The 19952-nt window shown below is 60.8% G+C and carries 18 protein-coding genes; 13 read left to right on the top strand and 5 right to left on the bottom strand.

What is annotated here, in order from left to right; genetic code table 11:
- The first annotated feature begins 8 nt into the window (after positions 1-8).
- The 3 genes from N1937_RS06535 (at position 9) to N1937_RS06525 (ending at position 3095) form a co-directional block, all read left to right on the top strand.
- Complete coding sequence (locus tag N1937_RS06535; RefSeq protein WP_260057980.1) at positions 9-635, top strand: CvpA family protein; 627 nt, start codon at positions 9-11, stop codon at positions 633-635.
- 148 nt (positions 636-783) lie between these two features.
- Positions 784-2274 (top strand): amidophosphoribosyltransferase, encoded by a 1491-nt coding sequence (purF, locus tag N1937_RS06530; protein WP_029872970.1) that lies wholly within the window; start codon positions 784-786, stop codon positions 2272-2274.
- Positions 2275-2354: 80 nt separating this feature from the next.
- The gene (locus N1937_RS06525) at positions 2355-3095 is read left to right on the top strand and encodes an SDR family NAD(P)-dependent oxidoreductase (RefSeq protein WP_260057977.1); all 741 of its coding nucleotides are present in this window, start codon (positions 2355-2357) and stop codon (positions 3093-3095) included.
- Between the two features lie 9 nt (positions 3096-3104).
- Here N1937_RS06525 and N1937_RS06520 read toward each other — a convergent pair whose 3' ends face one another.
- Positions 3105-3854: a glycoside hydrolase family 25 protein gene (locus N1937_RS06520; RefSeq protein ID WP_260057976.1), complete on the bottom strand. Its 750-nt coding sequence runs from the start codon at positions 3852-3854 to the stop codon at positions 3105-3107.
- Positions 3855-4206: 352 nt separating this feature from the next.
- On the opposite strand from N1937_RS06520, the gene cysS reads away from it, so the two are divergent.
- The 7 genes from cysS (at position 4207) to rarD (ending at position 10975) form a co-directional block, all read left to right on the top strand.
- The gene (gene cysS, locus N1937_RS06515) at positions 4207-5598 is read left to right on the top strand and encodes a cysteine--tRNA ligase (RefSeq protein ID WP_170261230.1); all 1392 of its coding nucleotides are present in this window, start codon (positions 4207-4209) and stop codon (positions 5596-5598) included.
- 197 nt (positions 5599-5795) lie between these two features.
- On the top strand, positions 5796-6272 hold the full coding sequence (locus tag N1937_RS06510) for a GFA family protein (RefSeq protein ID WP_260057973.1): 477 nt from the start codon (positions 5796-5798) through the stop codon (positions 6270-6272).
- Positions 6269-6757: a GFA family protein gene (locus tag N1937_RS06505; RefSeq protein ID WP_260057971.1), complete on the top strand. Its 489-nt coding sequence runs from the start codon at positions 6269-6271 to the stop codon at positions 6755-6757. Before N1937_RS06510 ends, N1937_RS06505 begins: the two co-directional genes overlap by 4 nt.
- On the top strand, positions 6754-7230 hold the full coding sequence (locus N1937_RS06500) for a GFA family protein (RefSeq protein WP_017963695.1): 477 nt from the start codon (positions 6754-6756) through the stop codon (positions 7228-7230). Before N1937_RS06505 ends, N1937_RS06500 begins: the two co-directional genes overlap by 4 nt.
- Positions 7227-8189: a prolyl aminopeptidase gene (gene pip / locus N1937_RS06495; RefSeq protein ID WP_222293261.1), complete on the top strand. Its 963-nt coding sequence runs from the start codon at positions 7227-7229 to the stop codon at positions 8187-8189. Before N1937_RS06500 ends, pip begins: the two co-directional genes overlap by 4 nt.
- 55 nt (positions 8190-8244) lie before the next feature.
- A complete protein-coding gene (gene cimA, locus N1937_RS06490; RefSeq protein ID WP_260057968.1) occupies positions 8245-9861 on the top strand; it encodes a citramalate synthase in 1617 nt (538 codons plus the stop codon).
- 202 nt (positions 9862-10063) lie between these two features.
- The gene (gene rarD / locus N1937_RS06485; RefSeq protein ID WP_026154088.1) at positions 10064-10975 is read left to right on the top strand and encodes an EamA family transporter RarD; all 912 of its coding nucleotides are present in this window, start codon (positions 10064-10066) and stop codon (positions 10973-10975) included.
- Between the two features lie 78 nt (positions 10976-11053).
- On the opposite strand, the gene N1937_RS06480 is transcribed toward rarD, so the two are convergent.
- From N1937_RS06480 to N1937_RS06470, 3 genes are all read right to left on the bottom strand, one after another.
- Positions 11054-11986 carry a hypothetical protein gene (locus N1937_RS06480; RefSeq protein ID WP_260057966.1) on the bottom strand — a complete coding sequence of 311 codons (933 nt, stop codon included), beginning with the start codon at positions 11984-11986 and terminating at the stop codon, positions 11054-11056.
- 90 nt (positions 11987-12076) lie between these two features.
- A complete protein-coding gene (locus N1937_RS06475) occupies positions 12077-13084 on the bottom strand; it encodes an alpha/beta hydrolase (RefSeq protein ID WP_260057965.1) in 1008 nt (335 codons plus the stop codon).
- The gene (locus N1937_RS06470) at positions 13077-14048 is read right to left on the bottom strand and encodes an MBL fold metallo-hydrolase (protein ID WP_260057963.1); all 972 of its coding nucleotides are present in this window, start codon (positions 14046-14048) and stop codon (positions 13077-13079) included. Before N1937_RS06470 ends, N1937_RS06475 begins: the two co-directional genes overlap by 8 nt.
- An 11-nt stretch (positions 14049-14059) precedes the next feature.
- On the opposite strand from N1937_RS06470, the gene N1937_RS06465 reads away from it, so the two are divergent.
- Positions 14060-14995: a LysR family transcriptional regulator gene (locus N1937_RS06465; protein WP_311202838.1), complete on the top strand. Its 936-nt coding sequence runs from the start codon at positions 14060-14062 to the stop codon at positions 14993-14995.
- Positions 14996-15041: 46 nt separating this feature from the next.
- On the opposite strand, the gene N1937_RS06460 is transcribed toward N1937_RS06465, so the two are convergent.
- Positions 15042-15665: a TIGR00730 family Rossman fold protein gene (locus tag N1937_RS06460; RefSeq protein ID WP_003558142.1), complete on the bottom strand. Its 624-nt coding sequence runs from the start codon at positions 15663-15665 to the stop codon at positions 15042-15044.
- A gap of 155 nt (positions 15666-15820) precedes the next feature.
- On the opposite strand from N1937_RS06460, the gene N1937_RS06455 reads away from it, so the two are divergent.
- Complete coding sequence (locus tag N1937_RS06455) at positions 15821-17845, top strand: LysM peptidoglycan-binding domain-containing protein (protein WP_260057960.1); 2025 nt, start codon at positions 15821-15823, stop codon at positions 17843-17845.
- Positions 17846-18057: 212 nt separating this feature from the next.
- Complete coding sequence (locus N1937_RS06450) at positions 18058-19935, top strand: ABCB family ABC transporter ATP-binding protein/permease (RefSeq protein ID WP_260057959.1); 1878 nt, start codon at positions 18058-18060, stop codon at positions 19933-19935.
- The last annotated feature ends 17 nt before the right edge of the window (positions 19936-19952 follow it).

The following is a 19952-nucleotide window of genomic DNA, read 5'->3' as shown; positions in this document are numbered from 1 at the left end:
GAATTTACATGCCCATTACGATTTTCGACGGTATTGTCATCGGCGTCGTGCTCTTCTCCGCCGTGCTGGCGATGGTCCGCGGCTTTTCGCGCGAGATCCTTTCGATCGCAAGCTGGGGCGGTTCGGCCGCCGCTGCCTATTACCTTTATCCGTACCTGCTGCCTTATGCGAAGAAATATACCGATGACGACCGTATCGCGATCGTCGGTTCGGCAGCGGTCGTCTTCCTGATCGCGCTCATCGTCATCTCCTTCATCACGATGAAGGTCGCCGATTTCATCATCGACAGCCGTGTCGGCGCGCTCGACCGCACGCTCGGCTTCCTGTTCGGGGCAGCGCGCGGCGTGCTGCTCCTGGTCGTTGCCGTCGCCTTCTGGAATTGGCTCGTCGATGTCGACCACCGTCCGGCCTGGGTCAATGAGGCGAAGTCAAAGCCCTTCCTGGATTCGATGGTCGTGAAGCTGAAATCGGTTCTGCCAGAGCAATTTGCCCAGATGATACCGGAAAGCATCCGTGATAAGCTGCAGCCACCGGCACAGGGCGCTGGAGGCACCACTCCGCCGACGGGCGACCAGGCTCCGGCGGAAGACGCACCGACCGCGCCGGCAGGCGGCGCACAGCAGCCGGCGAATTGACACAGTGTTCAAGAGCTTGACCCGCCTTCCGGCAGTTGCCATTTGAGCGGAACATGAAATGAGGGTCCGGCCGGGCATTCCAGCTCCGCCGGGCTCAGCTGTTTCTGGAAATGCCGATCCATTCTTGTGAGAGCAGAGGCCCGCAGAAATGAACCAGTCCCATTCCTTCCCGACCGACGATCCGCTCGACGGAGATACGCTGCATGAAGAATGCGGGGTTTTCGGAATTCTGGGACATCCCGATGCCGCCGCGCTGACGGCTCTCGGCCTGCATGCCTTGCAGCACCGTGGACAGGAAGCGGCCGGCATCGTCTCCTTCGACGGCAAGCGCTTTTATCAAGAGCGCCACATGGGCCTCGTCGGTGACCACTATACCAATCCGATGACGCTTGCCCGCCTGCCCGGCAGCATTACGATCGGTCATACCCGCTACTCGACAACCGGCGAAGTGGCCATGCGCAACGTCCAGCCGCTCTTTGCCGAATTGGAAGAAGGCGGCATCGCCATCGCCCATAACGGCAATTTCACCAACGGCCTGACGCTGCGCCGCCAGATCATCGCGACCGGCGCCATCTGTCAGTCGACCTCCGACACTGAGGTCGTCCTTCACCTCATCGCCCGCTCCCGTCACGCTTCGACATCCGACCGCTTCATCGACGCCATTCGCCAGATGGAAGGCGGCTATTCGATGCTCGCCATGACGCGCACCAAGCTGATTGCCGCGCGCGACCCGACCGGCATCCGCCCACTCGTCATGGGGGAATTCGACGGCAAGCCGATCTTCTGCTCGGAGACCTGCGCACTCGACATCATCGGCGCCAAGTTCATCCGTGACGTTGAGAACGGCGAGGTCATCATCTGTGAAATCCAGCCGGACGGCTCGATCAGCATCGATGCGCGCAAGCCCAGCAAGCCGCAGCCGGAACGCCTCTGCCTGTTCGAATATGTCTATTTCGCTCGCCCGGACTCGGTGGTCGGCGGCCGCAACGTCTATACGACGCGCAAGAGCATGGGCATGAACCTCGCCAAGGAATCGCCCGTCGATGGCGACGTGATCGTGCCGGTGCCGGATGGTGGGACGCCGGCAGCGCTCGGCTATGCCCAGCAGAGCGGCATTCCCTTCGAATACGGCATCATCCGCAACCACTATGTCGGGCGCACCTTCATCGAGCCGACGCAGCAGATCCGCGCCTTCGGCGTAAAGCTGAAGCATTCGGCCAACCGGGCGATGATCGAAGGCAAGCGCGTGGTGCTGGTTGACGATTCCATCGTGCGCGGCACGACGTCTCTCAAGATCGTCCAGATGATCCGCGAAGCCGGCGCGCGCGAAGTCCATGTCCGCGTCGCAAGCCCGATGATCTTCTTCCCGGATTTCTACGGCATCGACACCCCTGACGCAGACAAGCTGCTGGCAAACCAATATGCCGATGTCGAAGCCATGGCCAAATATATCGGCGCCGATTCGCTCGCCTTCCTGTCGATCGACGGCCTCTATCGCGCCGTTGGCGGCGAGGACCGCAACCCGGCCCGGCCGCAGTTCACCGACCATTATTTTACCGGCGACTATCCGACCCGCCTGCTCGACAAGAACGGCGAGTCCATGGGCAACAAGATTTCGATGCTTGCCAGCAACGGCTGACACGGCGCGCCGGCTTTTCCATTGTCCCATCCCGAGGGGTTCAATCGAACCCCTCTCCCTTCGTGAGGGAACACGGCATCATGAATATCAATCTTGAAGGCAAGATCGCACTCGTCACCGGTGCGTCGCGCGGCATCGGCTATTTCACGGCGCTGGAACTTGCCAAAGCCGGCGCCCATGTGATTGCCTGCGCCCGCACGGTCGGCGGGCTCGAGGAACTCGACGATGCGATCAAGGCTGTCGGGGGCACGGCAACACTCGTGCCCTTCGACCTTGCCGACATGAATGCGATCGATGCGCTCGGCGGCTCGATCTTCGAGCGCTGGGGCAAGCTCGACATCCTCGTTGCCAATGCCGGCGTGCTCGGCGTCATTTCGCCGATCGGCCATATCGAAGCGAAAGTGTTCGAGAAGGTGATGACCATCAACGTCACCGCGACATGGCGGCTGATCCGCTCGGTTGACCCGTTGTTGGCCCGCTCGGATGCCGGCCGTGCGGTGATCATCTCGTCGGGTGCTGCCCACAAGTGCCGCCCCTTCTGGGGCGCCTATTCCGCTTCCAAGGCTGCGGTCGAAGCGCTGGCACGCACATGGGCCGGCGAGAGCCAAAGCACACCGCTGCGGGTCACCAGCGTCGATCCGGGGGCGACACGCACGGCGATGCGGGCGCAGGCAGTGCCGGGCGAAGATCCGCAGACGCTGCCGCATCCCTCCGAGGTCGCAAAGGCAATCCTGCCGTTGCTGGGGCCTGGTGTGACGGAGACGGGCAAGCTGTTCATCATCCGGGAGAACAAGCTCGTCGATTATCGCCTACCGGAATAAGCTTGACGTTCAGTTCGCTGCAACGGCTGGGAACAGCTGCGCCAGGCCCGTTTCCGACGGGCATAGCGCATTCAGGTCAACCGGTCCCTGGATGCCGTCCAAGGTGCCGTTATCGGCAAATTGCCAGATCGACCAACGACTGCACTCTTCCTGCCTCGGCTCTCTGAACACGCTGCGCAGCCACAGATAGTGGTCGGGGAAGCGTGATTCATTGCCTTTCAGATATTGATCGAAGAACTCCTGCGTGACGTAGAAAATAGGCTTTTCCGGAAAAGTGCCGTTCAGCTCGGTGAAAAAGGCGTTCACCTCGGCAACCATTTCCTCGAGCGTCGGGATCTTGTTGCAATTGCCGACAAACTCCAGATCGACGGCGATCGGCAGAGTTCCCTGCTCCTTCGGCACGGTCGCCAGGACATTCTGCGCCTGATCCTTGCCCGGGCGGCAGAAGGTGAAGAAATGATAGGCGCCCTTGACCACTCCAGCATCTCCAGCGCGCTGCCAGTTGTCGGCGAACTTGGAATCCCGATGGTCTCCGCCTTCGGTCGCCTTCATGAAGGCGAAACGGACATTCGGCTGCGCGGCAACAACCTTCCAATCGATATCGCCCTGGTGATGGCTGACATCGATGCCTTGGATTGGATAGTTGCCGAGAGAGGGGTTGTTGAAGCGAAGCATCCCGAAATCGTATGCGAAATATGCAGCGAATGCGACCACCAGAACCGCAGTCGCTCCGATCGTCGATCGCGCAAGTCTCCGCATCCCTTCCCCCTATTTTCAACAGCTTCTCAACTGGCTATGCGAGATTTGTGCTCCGAAAATGGCGGACGAATTTCAAGGAGCGCGCTGATCGGTTTCAAAGACGTTGGTTGCTGCAATCGATTCACCGGATAGATGATCCCGTTGCCGCTGGATCGCTCTTCGCCCCTTGACCGGAAGCACGAACCGGGCCATAAAACGCGCCATGAAAACGGTTATCTGCATTATCTGCCGGAAGATTATTCGCTAGCGCGAGCGCTGGCCCGGCCGTTTTCGTCTCCCAAATAGTCAAGATGCGAAACGCCCCGGTCCGCCGGTCGCACTATTTTTCTGATCGTGCATTTGGGAGAGTGAAATGGACGCGACGCCGGAACTGAAGCTGTACAACACGCTGACACGGGAAAAATCGGTCTTTTCGCCGATCGATCCCAACAATGTCCGCATGTATGTCTGCGGCCCGACCGTCTATGACTTCGCTCATATCGGCAATGCCCGGCCAGCCATCGTCTTCGATATGCTGTTCCGGCTGCTGCGCCATGTCTATGGCGAAGACCACGTCACTTATGTCCGCAACATCACCGACGTCGACGACAAGATCAATGCGCGGGCGCTTCGAGACCATCCGGGCCTGCCGCTCAATGAAGCGATCCGCGCGGTCACCGAAAAGACGGAGACGCAATATCACGCCGATGTCGCCGAACTCGGCTGCCTGGAGCCGAGCTTCGAGCCGCGCGCCACCGACAATATCGTTGAGATGACCGAGATCATCGAGAAGCTGATCGGCAACGGCCATGCCTATGTCGCATCAGGGGAAGTGCTGTTCGACACCAAATCCATGGCGGATTACGGTCAGCTTTCGAAACGTCCGCTCGACGAGCAGCAGGCCGGCGCCCGCGTCGCCGTCGACGCGCACAAGAGGAACCCAGGTGATTTCGTGCTGTGGAAGCTGTCGAGCCACAGCGAACCCGGCTGGGAGAGCCCATGGGGCCGCGGCCGGCCCGGTTGGCACATCGAATGCTCGGCGATGAGCAAGCGTTATCTCGGCGATATCTTCGACATTCATGGCGGCGGGCTGGACCTGATCTTCCCGCATCATGAAAACGAGATCGCCCAGTCGCGCTGCGCGCACGGCACCGAGGTGATGGCAAATGTCTGGATGCATAACGGCTTCCTGCAGGTCGAAGGCCGCAAGATGTCGAAATCCGAAGGCAATTTCATCACCATCAACGAGTTGCTTCAGACGGAAATCTTCGGCGGTCGCAGATGGCCGGGTCAGGTGCTGCGCCTTGCCATACTGATGACGCATTACCGCGAGCCGATCGATTTTTCGATCAAGCGACTGGAAGAAGCCGAACGTCTGCTCGCCAAATGGCCGGCGGCAGAAGCCGGCGATGCGCCGCCCGATGAAACCGTGCTGAACGCGCTTTCCGACGACCTCAACACCGTCGCGGCGGTGCAGGCATTGCATGCGCTGGCGCAGGCTGCCCATGCGGATTCCGCAGCCCGCGCCGTCTTTGCCGCAACGGCCGACCTTCTGGGCCTGCTGCCGAAAAAGATGGAGATCGACGAAGCCGTCGCATCGGCGGTCGATGCGCTCGTCGCGATGCGGCTCGAAATGCTGAAGGCGAAGAACTTCCCCGAGGCTGACAAGATCCGCGACGAACTGACGGCGAAGGGCATCCAGTTGAAGGATGGCAAGGATCCGGTGACCGGCGAGCGGGTGACGACGTGGGAGGTCAAACGGTGAGAGTGGCGTGTTGGGATAAGACCCCTCCCCACAAGGGGGAGGGGCGACGGTGCCGCGCTGCTCCGATGCGAGATCACCACGACCGCAAACATTCGAGGCGGAAGCGAAGGCGGTGCCACGAGAGAGCCCTCCCCCTTGTGGGGAGGGTTGGGAGGGGTCTTGGCGCCTAGGCTGAAATCCCAAGGGAGACATACTCGATGACAACCTATACAGGCGGCTGCCAATGCGGAGCGATCCGTTTTCGCGTCAGCGGCGACATCAAGGATTCGTCGATCTGTCATTGCCGCATGTGCCAGAAGGCGTTCGGGGCTTATTATGCACCGCTGGTCTCGGTGCGCGGCGCCGATTTCGAATGGATACGTGGAGAGCGGAAAAAATTCCGCTCTTCCAATTTCGTCGAGCGCGGCTTTTGCGGCGATTGCGGCACGCCACTCACCTATGAGGCGCCGGATGGAATAGCGATTGCCGCGGGCGCCTTCGACGATCCCTCGGCATTTCCGCCGGTGGTCCAATTCGGGATCGAAGGCAAGATCGGTTTCGTCGATCATCTGCACGAATTGCCGGGGCACCGAACGGAGGAGGATGCGCAGGCTGCTCCCTTCCTGCTTGAGCTCGTCTCCCAACAGCATCCCGATCACGAGACGCAGGCACGGCCACCCAAGGAGCTCGGATGACGGCGGAATCAGACAGAAGCGGCGGGTGCCAGTGCGGCGCGGTGCGCTACCGCGCCAAAGGCGAACTCGGCTATCCCCATCTTTGCCATTGCCGCATGTGCCAGAAGGCGGCCGGTAATTATTTCATGCCGCTTGCCGCCGCGATGCGGAGCGACTTTACCCTGACGCGCGGCGCACCGAAATGGTTTCAGTCCTCGGATCTGGTGCGGCGCGGCTTCTGCGGCGATTGCGGCACGCCGCTGTTTTATGACATTCCGGAAGCGGAATTCATCAATATCATGCTCGGCTCACTGGATGATCCCGATGCGATCAAGCCGGTGATGCAATCGAACACCGGCCGCAAGATGTCCTGGTTTCATACGCTCGACGGCCTGCCGCTGGAACCAGAGCCTGAAACGCGCGATCGCGAGAACGCGATCGCGGCAAGCAACCATCAGCACCCCGACCACGACACGAAAAGCTGGCCCCTCGGAGAAACCTCATGACGGACACGATAAAGACAGGCGGATGCCAGTGCGGTGCCGTGCGCTTCCGCATCTCGGGCAGACTGGGGCGACCCTCGATCTGCCATTGCCGCATGTGCCAGAAGCAGTTCGGCGGCTTCTTCTCGGCGCTCGTCACCGCGCCTGAGGAAGGGATGGAGTGGACACGTGGCGAGCCGAGCTACTTCCAGTCCTCGGTCAATATCGACCGCGGCTTCTGCAGCAATTGCGGCACGCCGATGACCTATCGTCATCCGGGCGGGCTGGAGCTTGCGATCGGCACTTTCGACGACCGCAGCGACCTCGCACCGCTGATCCAGGTCAATTACGAGGCCCGCCTTCCCTGGGTCGAGGAAATCTTCGAGGCGCCGGTGCTGAAGGATCAGGATTTCTACTCACGACAGGAGGCGATCATCTCCTTCCAGCATCCCGATCACGACACCGAAGTCTGGCCCGCGAAAGGCGTGAAGATATGACCGAGATCCTGCGCACGCTCTATCCCGAAATCGAACCCTATGCTTCCGGCCATCTCGATGTCGGCGACGGCCATGTGATCTATTGGGAGCGCTCGGGAACGCCTGGCGCCAAGCCCGCCGTCTTCCTGCATGGCGGCCCGGGCGGCGGCATCTCGCCCGCCCATCGCCGGCTTTTCGATCCCGCTCTCTACGACGTCATGCTGTTCGACCAGCGCGGTTGCGGCAGGTCGACGCCGCATGCGGAACTCCGTGCCAATACGACCTGGCACCTCGTCGCCGATATCGAGCGGCTGCGCGAGATGATAGGCGTCGACAGTTGGCAAGTGTTCGGCGGCTCCTGGGGCTCGACGCTGGCGCTCGCCTATGCCGAGACGCATCCGGAGCATGTCTCCGAACTCATCCTGCGTGGCATCTATACGCTGACCAAGGCCGAGCTCGACTGGTACTACCAATTCGGCGTCTCGGAAATGTTCCCTGACAAGTGGGAGCGGTTCATCGCTCCCATTCCTAGGGAAGAGCGGCATGAGATGATGCATGCCTATCATCGTCGCCTGACGCATGAGGACAAGAATGTGCGCCTCGCGGCCGCGCAGGCCTGGAGCATCTGGGAAGGCGAAACGATCACGCTGCTGCCGGAACCTTCGACGAGCTTCAAATTCGAGGAGCCGGAATTCGCCTATGCATTTGCTCGCATCGAGAACCATTTCTTCGTCCATGCCGGCTGGATGGACGAGGGACAGCTGATCCGCGATGCTGGCAGGCTCAGGGACATTCCCGGCGTGATCGTGCATGGCCGCTACGACATGCCCTGCCCGGCCAAATATGCCTGGCTGCTGCACAAGGCCTGGCCGACGGCGGAGTTCCACCTGATCGAGGGCGCGGGCCATGCCTATTCGGAGCCTGGGATTCTCGATCGGCTGATCCGGGCGACAGATAGGTTTGCGGGGAAGAAAGACTGATGTCGCACGCTGTGGCTACCCGAATAAAAGCAGTCAATGCCTGGGAGGCATCGTGGTGACTAAGGAAAAAATCTACCTCTTCGACACGACGCTCCGGGACGGGCAGCAGACGCCCGGCATCGATTTTTCCGTCGAGGACAAGATCGCGATCGCCGCCATGCTGGACGAATTCGGCATCGATTACGTCGAGGGCGGATATCCCGGCGCCAATCCGACGGATACCGCCTTCTTCAGCGAGAAACGCACCAGCCAAGCCAGTTTCGTCGCCTTCGGCATGACGAAGCGGGCGGGCGTTTCGGTCTCCAACGATCCCGGCATTGCCGGGCTGCTGCAGGCGAAATCCGACGCCATCTGTTTCGTCGCCAAGAGCTGGGATTATCATGTCGCGGTAGCGCTTGGCTGCACCAATGAGGAAAACCTCGAATGCATCGCCGAAAGCGTCAAGGCAGCGGTTGGCGCGGCCAAGGAGGCGATCGTCGATTGCGAGCATTTCTTCGACGGCTTCAAGGCCAATCCGGCCTATGCGCTCGCCTGCGCCAAGACGGCCTATGAGAGCGGCGCCCGCTGGGTCGTGCTCTGCGACACCAATGGCGGCACACAGCCGCCGGAGGTGCGGGCCATCGTCGAGGCGGTGATCGCCTCAGGCGTTCCCGGCCACTGTCTTGGCATCCATGCGCATAACGACACCGGACAGGCAGTTGCCAATTCGCTTGCCGCAGTCGAAGCCGGCGTCCGGCAGATCCAGGGTACGCTGAACGGCATCGGCGAGCGCTGCGGCAATGCCAATCTGGTGACGCTGATCCCGACGCTGGCGCTGAAGAGCGACTACAACACACGTTTCGAAACGGCGATCGATGAGGAGCGGCTGCTCAACCTCACCCGGCTCTCGCATGCCTTCGACGAGCTGCTCAACCGCTCGCCCGACCACCAGATGCCCTATGTCGGCGCCTCCGCCTTCGCCACCAAGGCCGGCATCCATGCATCGGCGCTGATCAAGGACCCACGGACCTACGAACATGTGCCGCCGGAAACCGTCGGCAACTTCCGCAAGGTCATGGTCTCCGACCAGGGCGGCAAGGCGAACTTCATCAATGCGCTGAAACGGCGCGGTATCGCGGTCGCCAAGGACGATCCGAAGCTCGACCTGCTGATCTCCATCGTCAAGGAACGTGAATCCATCGGCTATGCTTATGAGGGCGCGGATGCGAGCTTCGAACTGCTGGCCCGCCGCACGCTCGGCACGATCCCGGAATTCTTCACCATCGAAGGCTTCCGCGTGATGATCGAGCGCCGCTTCGACAGTCTCGGCCGCGTGAAGATCGTCTCGGAGGCGGTGGTCAAGATCACCATCGACGGCCAGACGCTGATGTCGGTTGCCGATGCCGAAGGCCCGGTCAACGCGCTCGACCTCGCGCTACGCAAGGATTTCGGCAAGTACCAGCACGAGATCGACGATCTGGTGCTCGCCGATTTCAAGGTGCGTATCCTCAATGGCGGCACCGAGGCGATCACCCGCGTGCTGATCGAATCCACCGACAGCGACGGCGTGCGCTGGTGGACGGTCGGCGTCTCCGAGAACATCATCGACGCTTCGTTCCAGGCTTTGATGGATTCGGTCATTTACAAGCTGATGAAGAACCGGCAGTTGGCGGGCAAGATCGCGGCGGAATAAAACTATTCCGTCGGTCTGGCGTAAAAACCCCAGCCCGAATACCATTCGCTTCCTTCGGACGCCGCCCTCCACCGCAGGGCGCCGGATCATCGCGTCGTCTCCCGCTTCAAATCCTCTCACCCTTCATTCAACGAAATGAATTGGCCTATTCACGGCGCTTAAGCTAGGCCGGATCAGAAGAAGAACAAAGATGGAAACACCGATGTCGACCGATGCATCCGTTCCTTTGGCCAAGAACGAAGACAGTCCGCGCGGGTTCGCCTTCGCGCTGACGGCCTACCTGCTCTGGGGCTTCCTGCCAATCTACATGAAGGCGGTGGCGCATATCTCGCCGGCCGAGGTGATCGCCCATCGCATCGTCTGGTCGCTGCCGCTGGCGGGCATTGTGCTGATCGTGCTCGGTCGCACGCAAGACATCCGAACGGCACTCGGCTCGCCGCGCATGCTGGCGATGGCGGCGCTGACGGCGTCGCTGATCACCGTCAACTGGGGCACCTATGTCTGGGCGATCGGCGCCGGTCATTCGCTCGATGCAGCACTCGGCTATTTCATCAATCCGCTGTTCAGCATCTTCCTCGGCGCTATGTTCCTCAAGGAAAAGCTGCAGCCGCTGCAGATCGCGGCGATCGCGCTTGCGGCGCTTGCCGTCGCCATTCTAGCGCTGGACAGCGGCGGCATCCCGTGGGTGGCGCTGACGCTGGCGATCAGCTGGGGGTTCTACGCCCTGTTGCGCAAGACGCTGCCGCTCGGGCCGAACCAGGGCTTCTTCCTCGAAGTGCTGATCCTCAGCGGACCGGCCCTCCTCTACATTCTCTATCTCGAATTCGGCGGCCAGGGCCACCTCTACCGCACCGGTCTTGCCGACACGACCCTGCTGCTCGGCTGCGGCGTCATCACCGCCGTGCCGCTGATGATCTATGCGAACGGCGCCAAGCTGTTGAAACTCTCGACGATCGGCATCATGCAGTATATCGCGCCGACGATGATCTTCCTGATCGCGGTCTTCGTCTTCCACGAGCCATTCGGCACGGCGCGCATGATCGCCTTCCCGCTGATCTGGGCGGGGTTGTTCCTCTATAGCTGGTCGATGCTGAAGGGAAGCCGCGGGCGTTAGCTGCGGGCTTTTCCTGGCCACACCCAAAGCATGTAGTCGGTGCTCCGTAACGATCCATCAAAGCAGGAGCGTGTTGACTCAAAGCCAGGACACCAGCGCCGTGCGGACAAGGATTCCCGCCAATGCGCTCACGATGGCAACGCCTGCCACCGACCGGAGCGCTGGCACCGAAGCGATAAGGATGGAAAGACCAGGAAGGTCGAGAGCGTTTACCAGAAATGCGGATCCGCGAATTATTTTCTCAGGCTGAAGACGTAGCTCCTTGTGGACGTCGAGTAACAGGGTGACCGCTGCACTTGATCCTGCCAGGCACTTTGTGAGGAAGAACAGGACATCCTGCTGCGAAGCGCTGAGCAACTGAAGCAATGGCAGCGCGACGGACGTGAAGGCCGAAAGTGCGCCTGTGGTTTGGATAAGCCTGACCATTAGAAGTGAGATCACCAGCACCGGCAGGATTGCAGAAATGACCCGAACGGCGTCTGCGCCACCGCGGTTGATCGCCGTCAGCAGATCGAGCCTTGCGGCGACGGGCTCATCCGCCTTGTAACAGGAACAGATCTGTCCAGACTGGAAACGGAGCCCAACCAGCCAGCAGGCAAGAGTGGAGGCCACAAGCGCTCCGCAAATACCGTTCACGATGATCAAGCCGGGATCGACACCGAGACTTGCGAGCGGAAAACTGGCATTTGCCGGCGCGGCCGCAAGCACCGCGGCAAAGGCAGCGGCCCGACATCTCTCCGACGTCCCCTTGTGCGCCATGAGCGACAGGGCCGAGACCGGGGCAGCCGAACTGACGAGGCTGAGCTGGATAATCGCCAAGGCTCCGAAACCGTCCAGACCAAACAATCCGAAGAGCGGATTGGCCTTGCCGGCGATCCATCGCAATGCGCTAATGCCTTCGAGATAGCGCATCAGCGAGAAGGTCACGATCATCAACGGCAGAAAGGTGAATATCGCGATGTCGACGGCACTTCGCCCGGCATCCAGAATGGCGGTGATCAGAATTGTCATGGAACGAGTGGCTTGGTGGCGGCGCCGGACTTGCAGCGGACTAACGGAGGAAGCGGGCTCCGAAATCCGATCCCGGAGCCCGTTCAAATTCTATTCCGGTTGGAAGGATTCATCGAAAAAGCGCTGAACCTCGGAATAGGCCTGCATGCGATTGGTCTCCATGAGAGCGAGGTGCGTCGCCTCCCCGATTTCCACCCATCGCCTGTAGGAGGCGCCGGTCAGCTGCTCGAAATAGGTCCGCGCCAGATCAGGCGGAACGTCGATGTCCCATTCACCATGCAACAGCAGCACCGGGGCGCGAATCTCGCTCGGCCGATAGTAGGGATTTCCAGATCGCCAGTAGGTGCGGATGTCCTGGATCGGCCCATTCGTGGCCCGAAGTTTGCCTTGCTCCCTGTCAGCCTGCGACGTCTCTTCCGAAAGGGTCAGTTTAGCCCAGAGGTCGAACCAGCCCTCCGGCACAAGTCGGTCACGCGCGTATTCGGGTGCGGTGCTCAGCCAACGCAGCAAGGCCGCATGGACTGGGACAACCCGATAGGAACCGAGGATCCCACCCTGATCGATCGGGATGGGAACGTCGCTCAGCCATTGCGGCGCGAGCAGTGCCAGCTTGACGATCTTGTCGCCGTTGCGCGCAGCATATGCGCCGGCCACGGTGCCGCCCCAGGACATTGCGAAGACGCTGACGGCGTTGAGACCGCGAAGCCGAAGGACGAAATCGACAGCCGTTGCGAAGTCCTCGACGCCAGTGTCGGTGCCGACAAGCGGCGGGTTGAGATCGGGCTGCGCCTGCATTTCCGGCGGGCGGGTCGACTTTCCATAGCCCCGGACATCAACCGCAAAGACATCGAAGCCTTGATTGGCGAGGAAGTCGATGAAAGACATCCCGTTGAAGGGAACATCGTAAAGACTTCCGGACGAGAAGGTCGCCCCGTGCACCATTACGATTGTTTTCTCCGCGAGAAAGGCTTTGTGATCTCTCCTTCGCTTATTGCGGAGATAGAGCTTGATGCCATCGGTTCCGCTATCGACGTAATGCTCGTCGAATACGATCTCGCGTGCGTCAAAAGCTGAAGATGCGAGCTTGTTCTCAGACATAGGACCACCTGAATTTTTCGCCGTCGCGGGTCACATAACCAGCAGACGAGCCGGGGAAATGCGTGGAGAAGTAAATGGCACGATTATCGGCTGCGAACTCGAGGACACGCCGTCTGGACTGGGCAGCCTGATCTAGGAATTCGCAGAACACCGTGTTGATGTCGGGACGCTCCACCTGGATCGGATGGTGCATAACATCGCCGCCAAAAAACGCCGCTTCCTTGTCCGATTCCAGAATAACGGACATATGGCCGATGCTGTGGCCAGGTGTCGGCAAGAAGGTGAATCGATCCAGGAAAGGACCGCCTGCGCTGTCGATGAAATCAGCAAGCCCCGCCTCGATCACGGGCCGCACGCTGTCTTCATAGACGCCGGAACTGGGAATGTTGACGTCGTTGTGGCTTGCCGTTGACGAGTAATATTCCTGCTCGGCGCGGGGGAAGATGTAGCGCGCATTTTTGAAGGTGGGAATCCATCTTCCGTCCTCAAGCACGGTATTCCAGCCGGAATGATCGACGTGGAGATGGGTATTGATGACGAAGTCGACGTCTTCCGGCCCGACACCCGCCTGGCGCAGCCTGTCGAGAAACGGGATGGTCTGATGGTGGAAGCTGGGATTACGCGGTCTTTCCTTGTCGTTGCCCGAGCCGGTATCGATGAGGATGATGTGGTCGGGCGTCCTTACAAGCCAAGTATGTATACTCACCACAAGGGCATCGCGGCCCTCTTCCATATCGACAGCGGAAAGCCGCGGCTCGACCGCCCTAAGTTCCTCAGAAGCGGCAGCCGGATAGAGAAACGAGGGCGGGACGTTGTGCAGATACTGCTCTTGCACCTTCCTCACCGTCACGCCGGCAATACGATATTCCTTTCCAAGATCGCTCATGGAATTTCCTTTCGAGTTGAACTGGAACCGGGGACAGCGCTGTCTGATGCCTATGGACAATAGGGAGATTTCGTGCAACGATCAAATCGATGAATGAAATTGTCTCCATCGATCATTTCAATTTGTGGTCCTTTGACCTGAACCTGCTCGTCGCATTCGATGCGCTCATGAAGGAGCGGAGCGTGACGAAAGCTGCTGTTCGTCTGAAAATCCAGCAGCCTGCCATGAGCCACAATCTCGGAACTCTTCGCACACTGCTTCAGGATGAGCTGTTCGTGCGTGTCGGCCAGGTCATGCAGCCGACCCATCGCGCGCTGCGTTTCGCCGAGGCGGTGGAGCAGATACTCAGCCGTACGCAGCAGGCGATCGTAACGCCTAATGCCTTTGAGCCCGGCAAGGCCGAGCAGATATTCCGTATCGGCTTTTCCAGCGAGCTTGAGGTGCTGCTCGTGCCGCGTCTCGCCGCTATGTTGAACGAGACGGCGCCCGGCATTAGAGTGCTCGCCCGTGCGGTCAATCCCGAGATGGTCCACAAGCTTCTGGACGACAACGTCATCGATCTCGGCGTCGGCTGCTACGATGACGGCAACAATAGACATCGGCGCAGCCTGCTGTTCGAACAATCACTGATGTGCTGCTACAATCCGAAGCTTCTCGATCTTCCCCAAGCATTGGACCGCGACAGCTATGTCGGGCTGAAGCATGCACTGGTTTCACAGAAGGATGCCATCGAAGGCTGCATTGATGATGCGTTGAAGCGGATCAACGTGCGGCTCGACGTGTCGGTGGCAGCGCCGGAATTCCTGACTGTGCTGACGGCTGTCCTGGAAGCGCCCTTGATCGCGACGCTGCCGACCAGAATTGTGAAGCGGTATGCCGGCCTGTTTGGCTTGGCAGTCGCCGACGTTCCCCTCGATTTAACGGTAAGCCCGATATCGACGGTCTGGTCGGCAGCAAGCGACAATGATCCCGCCAATAGATGGATACGATCTCAGGTGACGCAGCTTGTTTCGGCTTATAGCTGAATTTGCTTGCAAAATAGCTTGACCGCGCCAGGGCCGCCTGCCCCGCCTACATCTTCGAAATCACCTCGTCCTCGCCGTCACGATCGGCGGCGAGCTGGGCAGCCTGGGCCATGATCGCCGGAATGATGCCGGAGATCTCGTCGACGACGAGCGGCTGCACCCGGTGGGCGGTGTGCAGGAAGCCTTCTTCGGTCATATGGCGCATCAGTTCCATCATCGGATCCCAGAAACCGTTGACGTTGGCAAAGACCATCGGCTTCTCGTGGCGGCCGAGCTGCGCCCAGGTCATGATCTCGACGATCTCCTCCAGCGTACCGATGCCGCCGGGCAGCGCGACGAAGGCATCGGAGCGCTCGAACATGGTGTGTTTGCGCGCATGCATGTCAGGGGTTACAATGAGTTCGTTCAGCTGACCGAGCGAGTGGCGAGTCGCTTCCATATCGATCAGGAATTCGGGAATGATGCCCGTGACCTGACCGCCGCCTGAAAGCACGCCGCTGGCAACCGCGCCCATGATGCCTTTGGTACCCCCGCCATAGACGAGGCGCAGGCCGTATTCGGCGATCTCTCTTCCGAGAGCACGCCCGGCCGCCATGTGGGAAGGATCGCGTCCCGGCCTTGAGCCGCAGTAAACGCAGATGGATCGAATCGATACAGATTGTTCGGTCATGAGGGCAAAACAACTATTCCATTTCAATGCAGTCAAGAAAATTGACTGAAAAGCAGCGTGCCTAGCTTGCCTAATTGCTTTGAATGCTTGTGGAAAGCAACGGGAATCGCTAGCAATTTTGGGTATTACGGCAAATTGCCGCTCTGGGAGACATAATGATGAAGAACCGTGCCGGCTTGCTGGCTCTTGCAGTCCTCGCAATCGCAATCATACTGATGGTGTTTTTCGTCATGCCGCGCATCGGCGGCGATGCAGCCAAGGTCGGCGACGCCATCAACCAAGCGAGCACGGAGCTCAAGAACACGGTTAACGAGGCGGCAAAGACATCACGCTCCGCTGTGGGCGACGCGGCTGCGGTCGCCGACCAGGTGGGCCGCCTATCGGCCGATGCCGGCGTGTCGCTCAGCCAGCTCAAGGCGCTGTTTGCCGACGGCAAAGGCCCTGCCATCGATGTCTTCACCGCCGCCAAGACCAAGGCCGTCAGCGCGCTGACCGCGCTTGCCGATTTTACAATCCCCGAGGGCCTCGATCCCGCGACCCAGACCCTTGCCGCCAAGGCCAAGGACGGCGGCGCAAAGGCGCTGGCCATCGTCCAGTCGCTGCCTGAGAACATTGCCGATGCGCTTGCCGCGATCGCCAAGGCAGAGGCTGCTCTGACCGGTGCGCCGGAGACCGCCCCTGAGGCGAACACGACAGCGGAGAATACCGGCCCGAAACTTCCGGCCTTCGACGTATTGCGCGTCGAGCCCGACGGCTCGACGGTGATCGCAGGCTCCGCCGAACCGAACGGCAAGCTCGAGGTGCTCGACGGCGAGAAGGTGGTGACGACGGCCAATGTCGATGCGAGCGGCGATTTTGCTGCCGTTCTCGACGATCCGCTTCCGGCCGGCGACCACCAGCTCGTGCTCAAGTTCACGGGCAAGGACGGCAAGAGCACGCTTTCCGAAGAAGTCGCGACCATTTCCGTGCCGAAGGACGGCAATGGCGCCAATCTGCTCGCCATGGTCTCCAAACCCGGGACGGCGAGCCGCATCATCACCGCGCCGAAGGCCGGAACCGAAGTTGCCGATGCCTCCAATCCGATGGCGCCGCCTGCAGACAAGCCGGCAACGGGCGAAAGCTCGGCTGCGCCTGCCGCAACAGCTGCACCAACCGGCGAGCTCGCGTTGCAGACGCCGAACCTCAGCGACACCTCCTCCGGCGGCGCAGCTACGCCATCGGATAAGACGAATGTGCCCGATGTGATGGTCAATGCCGTCGAAATCGAGGGCAACAAGATCTTTATTGCCGGCACGACGCGCCCCAACGCCAAGGTTATCGGTTATGCCGATGACAGCCTCGTCGGCCAGGATACCGCCGGCTCCGACGGCCACTTTGTCATCGACGGCGTGGTGGCGCTCTCGGTCGGCGACCACAAGATCCGCGTCGATGTCGTTGATCCCACAGGCAAGGTGATCGTGCGCGCGGCGGTGAATTTCAATCGCCCGGCCGGCGATCAGGTCAGGGTCGCCGCGCAATCGGTCCCCGCCGATGCGAACGGCGCTTCCTCGATGGTACCGCTCGATGAAGGCGAACTCGGCAAACTCAAAGCCGAAGTCGGCAAGGCCTTCGGCCTGCTTAAGGGGCTCTTTGCCGATGGCAAGCTGCCAGGCGCCGAGCAGCTCGCCGCGGCGCGCTCGGGAACGGAATTCGCTCTTCGCTCCGTCGCCGATTTCCGGCCTGCGGCCGATGCGCCTGATGTCTTCAAGCAGACGTCAGGCTCCGCCTCTCAGATCGCCGGCAACGCGCTGAAACTGCTACAGGGCCTGCCGAAGGATGCGAAATCCGTGGGCAGCGCACTCGACAGGCTCGGCGCGATGATCGCCGAACTCTCCGTGGCACCCGCGCCGGCAGCGCCGTCCGCAAACGATGTCGGAAGCAGCCAGCCGAAGACGATCGAACAGGCGCCGCTGACGGCAAACAACGCGGCAGTCATCATTCGCCGCGGCGACACGCTGTGGCAGATCTCGCGCCGCACCTATGGCCTCGGTGTTCGTTACACGACGATCTACATCGCCAACGAGGACAAGATCGTCAATCCCGATCGCATCCGGCCCGGTCAGATCTTCGGCCTACCGAAGGATGTGTTGCCGAATGCCGAAGAGCTGCACCGCAAGCGCATGTCCGGCCAGCATCTCTAAACTGCAAAACAACACGACGAGGCCGGGTGGGATAGGCGCCCGGCCTCGTCGTTTCCTTACCCCTGCATTTGTTGTATTCGTCCGCCTGGCACCCTATCTGGCGGTGGCGGCTGCGGGTTGTGGGAAGCGCTTTCAGGCACGTCCCGGTTCCGTGCTTTTGCCGGTATCGAAGCGCCGCAATCGCGGCAAGCCCATCCGGGCTGGAGACAAGCATGGCAAACGGCAAGACAGTCTCGGAATCCAACCTGCTGCAGACGCTTCTCAACCTCTGGCCCTATATGTGGCCGGCCGGCCGGCGCGACCTCAAGATGCGCGTCGTCTGGGCCTCGGTCTTTCTGCTGATCTCCAAGTTCGTATTGCTGCTCGTTCCCTATTTCTTCAAATGGTCGACCGATGCGCTGAACGGCAGGATGGATCTTGCCGGCTCCGTGCCGCCGCTGCTGGCCGGCGCCATCGCGCTGGTGATTGCTTATAACATCACCCGGCTGATCCAGCTTGGCCTCAATCAGATGCGCGACGCGCTCTTTGCCAGCGTCGGACAACATGCGGTTCGCCAGCTTGCCTACAGAACCTTCGTGCACATGCACGAGTTGTCGCTGCGCTTCCATCTGGAGCGCAAGACCGGCGGACTTTCGCGCATCATCGAGCGCGGCACCAAGGGCATCGAGACGATCGTGCGCTTCACGATCCTCAATTCGGTCCCGACCGTCATCGAATTCCTGCTGACGGCAGTGATCTTCTGGTGGGGCTACGGCTTCTCCTATCTCGCCGTTACCGCCTTTACCGTTTGGGCCTATATCTGGTTCACGATCCGTGCATCCGACTGGCGCATCGCCATCCGCCGCTCGATGAACGACAGTGATACCGACGCCAACACCAAGGCGATCGACTCCCTCCTCAATTTCGAGACCGTCAAATATTTCGGCAATGAGGAGATGGAGGCAAAGCGCTTCGACAAATCGATGGAACGCTACGAGAAGGCGGCGACCGACGTCTGGACTTCGCTCGGCTGGCTGAACTTCGGCCAGGGCGTCATCTTCGGCATCGGCACGACGATCATGCTGGTGCTGTCGGCGCTGGCCGTGCAGCGCGGCGAGCAGACGGTCGGCGATTTCGTCTTCGTCAATTCGATGCTGCTGCAGCTTTCCGCACCGCTGAACTTCATCGGCTTCGTCTACCGCGAAATCCGCCAGGGGCTGACCGATATCGAGCAGATGTTCGACCTGCTTGAGGTGAAGGCCGAGGTCAACGATGCGCCCGATGCGACAGAACTTCGGATCGGCCAGGGCGCGATCTCCTTCAAGGACGTGCACTTCGCCTACGATCCGGCCCGCCCGATCCTGAAGGGCATTTCATTTGAGGTGCCGGCTGGCAAGACGGTCGCCGTCGTTGGTCCGTCGGGTGCGGGCAAATCGACGCTGTCGCGCCTGCTCTATCGTTTCTACGATATCCAGAGCGGCGCGATCACCGTCGACGGTCAAGATATCCGCACGGTGACGCAGAAGAGCCTGCGCTCGGTGATCGGCATGGTGCCGCAGGATACCGTGCTGTTCAACGATACCGTCGCCTACAACATCCGCTACGGCCGCACATCGGCCAGCGAGGGCGAGGTCTTTGCGGCGGCTGAGGTGGCGCAGATTGCGCATTTCATCGAAATGCTGCCCGAGGGGTTCGAAACCAAGGTCGGCGAGCGCGGGCTGAAGCTTTCAGGCGGCGAGAAGCAGCGGGTGGCGATCGCCCGCACCATTCTTAAAGCACCGCCGATCCTGATCCTCGACGAGGCGACGTCGGCGCTCGACACGACGACGGAACGGGAAATCCAGGAGGCACTCGACCTGGTTTCGAAGAACCGCACGACGCTGGTCATCGCCCACCGGCTTTCGACGGTCATCAGCGCCGACGAAATCATCGTGCTCAAAAGCGGCGAGATTGCCGAGCGCGGAACACATGCCGCCCTCCTCGAAAGAAACGGCCTTTATGCCTCGATGTGGAACCGCCAGCGCGAGGCGACGCAGGCCGAAGAACATCTGAAGCAGGTGCGCGAAAGCGACGAGCTGGGGGTCATAAGTCGGCTTGCTCCGGCAAGCTGAGGGGGAAACCGACGCCG

It is taken from the genome of Rhizobium sp. WSM4643 (assembly GCF_025152745.1).
GTDB lineage: Bacteria > Pseudomonadota > Alphaproteobacteria > Rhizobiales > Rhizobiaceae > Rhizobium > Rhizobium leguminosarum_I.
The sequence above is the reverse complement of the archived record's forward strand: the minus strand, read 5'-3'. Positions and strand labels throughout refer to the sequence as shown.

What these genes read in the sequence shown, in the direction of transcription:
- N1937_RS06505 (WP_260057971.1), top strand. Translation starts at nt 6,269, where the DNA reads ATGACGGCGGAATCAGACAGAAGCGGCGGGTGCCAGTGCGGCGCGGTG.
- N1937_RS06480 (WP_260057966.1), bottom strand. Translation starts at nt 11,986, where the DNA reads ATGACAATTCTGATCACCGCCATTCTGGATGCCGGGCGAAGTGCCGTC.
- N1937_RS06510 (WP_260057973.1), top strand. Translation starts at nt 5,796, where the DNA reads ATGACAACCTATACAGGCGGCTGCCAATGCGGAGCGATCCGTTTTCGC.
- purF (WP_029872970.1), top strand. Translation starts at nt 784, where the DNA reads ATGAACCAGTCCCATTCCTTCCCGACCGACGATCCGCTCGACGGAGAT.
- N1937_RS06525 (WP_260057977.1), top strand. Translation starts at nt 2,355, where the DNA reads ATGAATATCAATCTTGAAGGCAAGATCGCACTCGTCACCGGTGCGTCG.
- N1937_RS06460 (WP_003558142.1), bottom strand. Translation starts at nt 15,665, where the DNA reads ATGACCGAACAATCTGTATCGATTCGATCCATCTGCGTTTACTGCGGC.
- N1937_RS06500 (WP_017963695.1), top strand. Translation starts at nt 6,754, where the DNA reads ATGACGGACACGATAAAGACAGGCGGATGCCAGTGCGGTGCCGTGCGC.
- N1937_RS06450 (WP_260057959.1), top strand. Translation starts at nt 18,058, where the DNA reads ATGGCAAACGGCAAGACAGTCTCGGAATCCAACCTGCTGCAGACGCTT.
- N1937_RS06535 (WP_260057980.1), top strand. Translation starts at nt 9, where the DNA reads ATGCCCATTACGATTTTCGACGGTATTGTCATCGGCGTCGTGCTCTTC.
- N1937_RS06475 (WP_260057965.1), bottom strand. Translation starts at nt 13,084, where the DNA reads ATGTCTGAGAACAAGCTCGCATCTTCAGCTTTTGACGCACGCGAGATC.
- N1937_RS06520 (WP_260057976.1), bottom strand. Translation starts at nt 3,854, where the DNA reads ATGCGGAGACTTGCGCGATCGACGATCGGAGCGACTGCGGTTCTGGTG.
- N1937_RS06455 (WP_260057960.1), top strand. Translation starts at nt 15,821, where the DNA reads ATGATGAAGAACCGTGCCGGCTTGCTGGCTCTTGCAGTCCTCGCAATC.
- pip (WP_222293261.1), top strand. Translation starts at nt 7,227, where the DNA reads ATGACCGAGATCCTGCGCACGCTCTATCCCGAAATCGAACCCTATGCT.
- N1937_RS06465 (WP_311202838.1), top strand. Translation starts at nt 14,060, where the DNA reads ATGAATGAAATTGTCTCCATCGATCATTTCAATTTGTGGTCCTTTGAC.
- cysS (WP_170261230.1), top strand. Translation starts at nt 4,207, where the DNA reads ATGGACGCGACGCCGGAACTGAAGCTGTACAACACGCTGACACGGGAA.
- rarD (WP_026154088.1), top strand. Translation starts at nt 10,064, where the DNA reads ATGTCGACCGATGCATCCGTTCCTTTGGCCAAGAACGAAGACAGTCCG.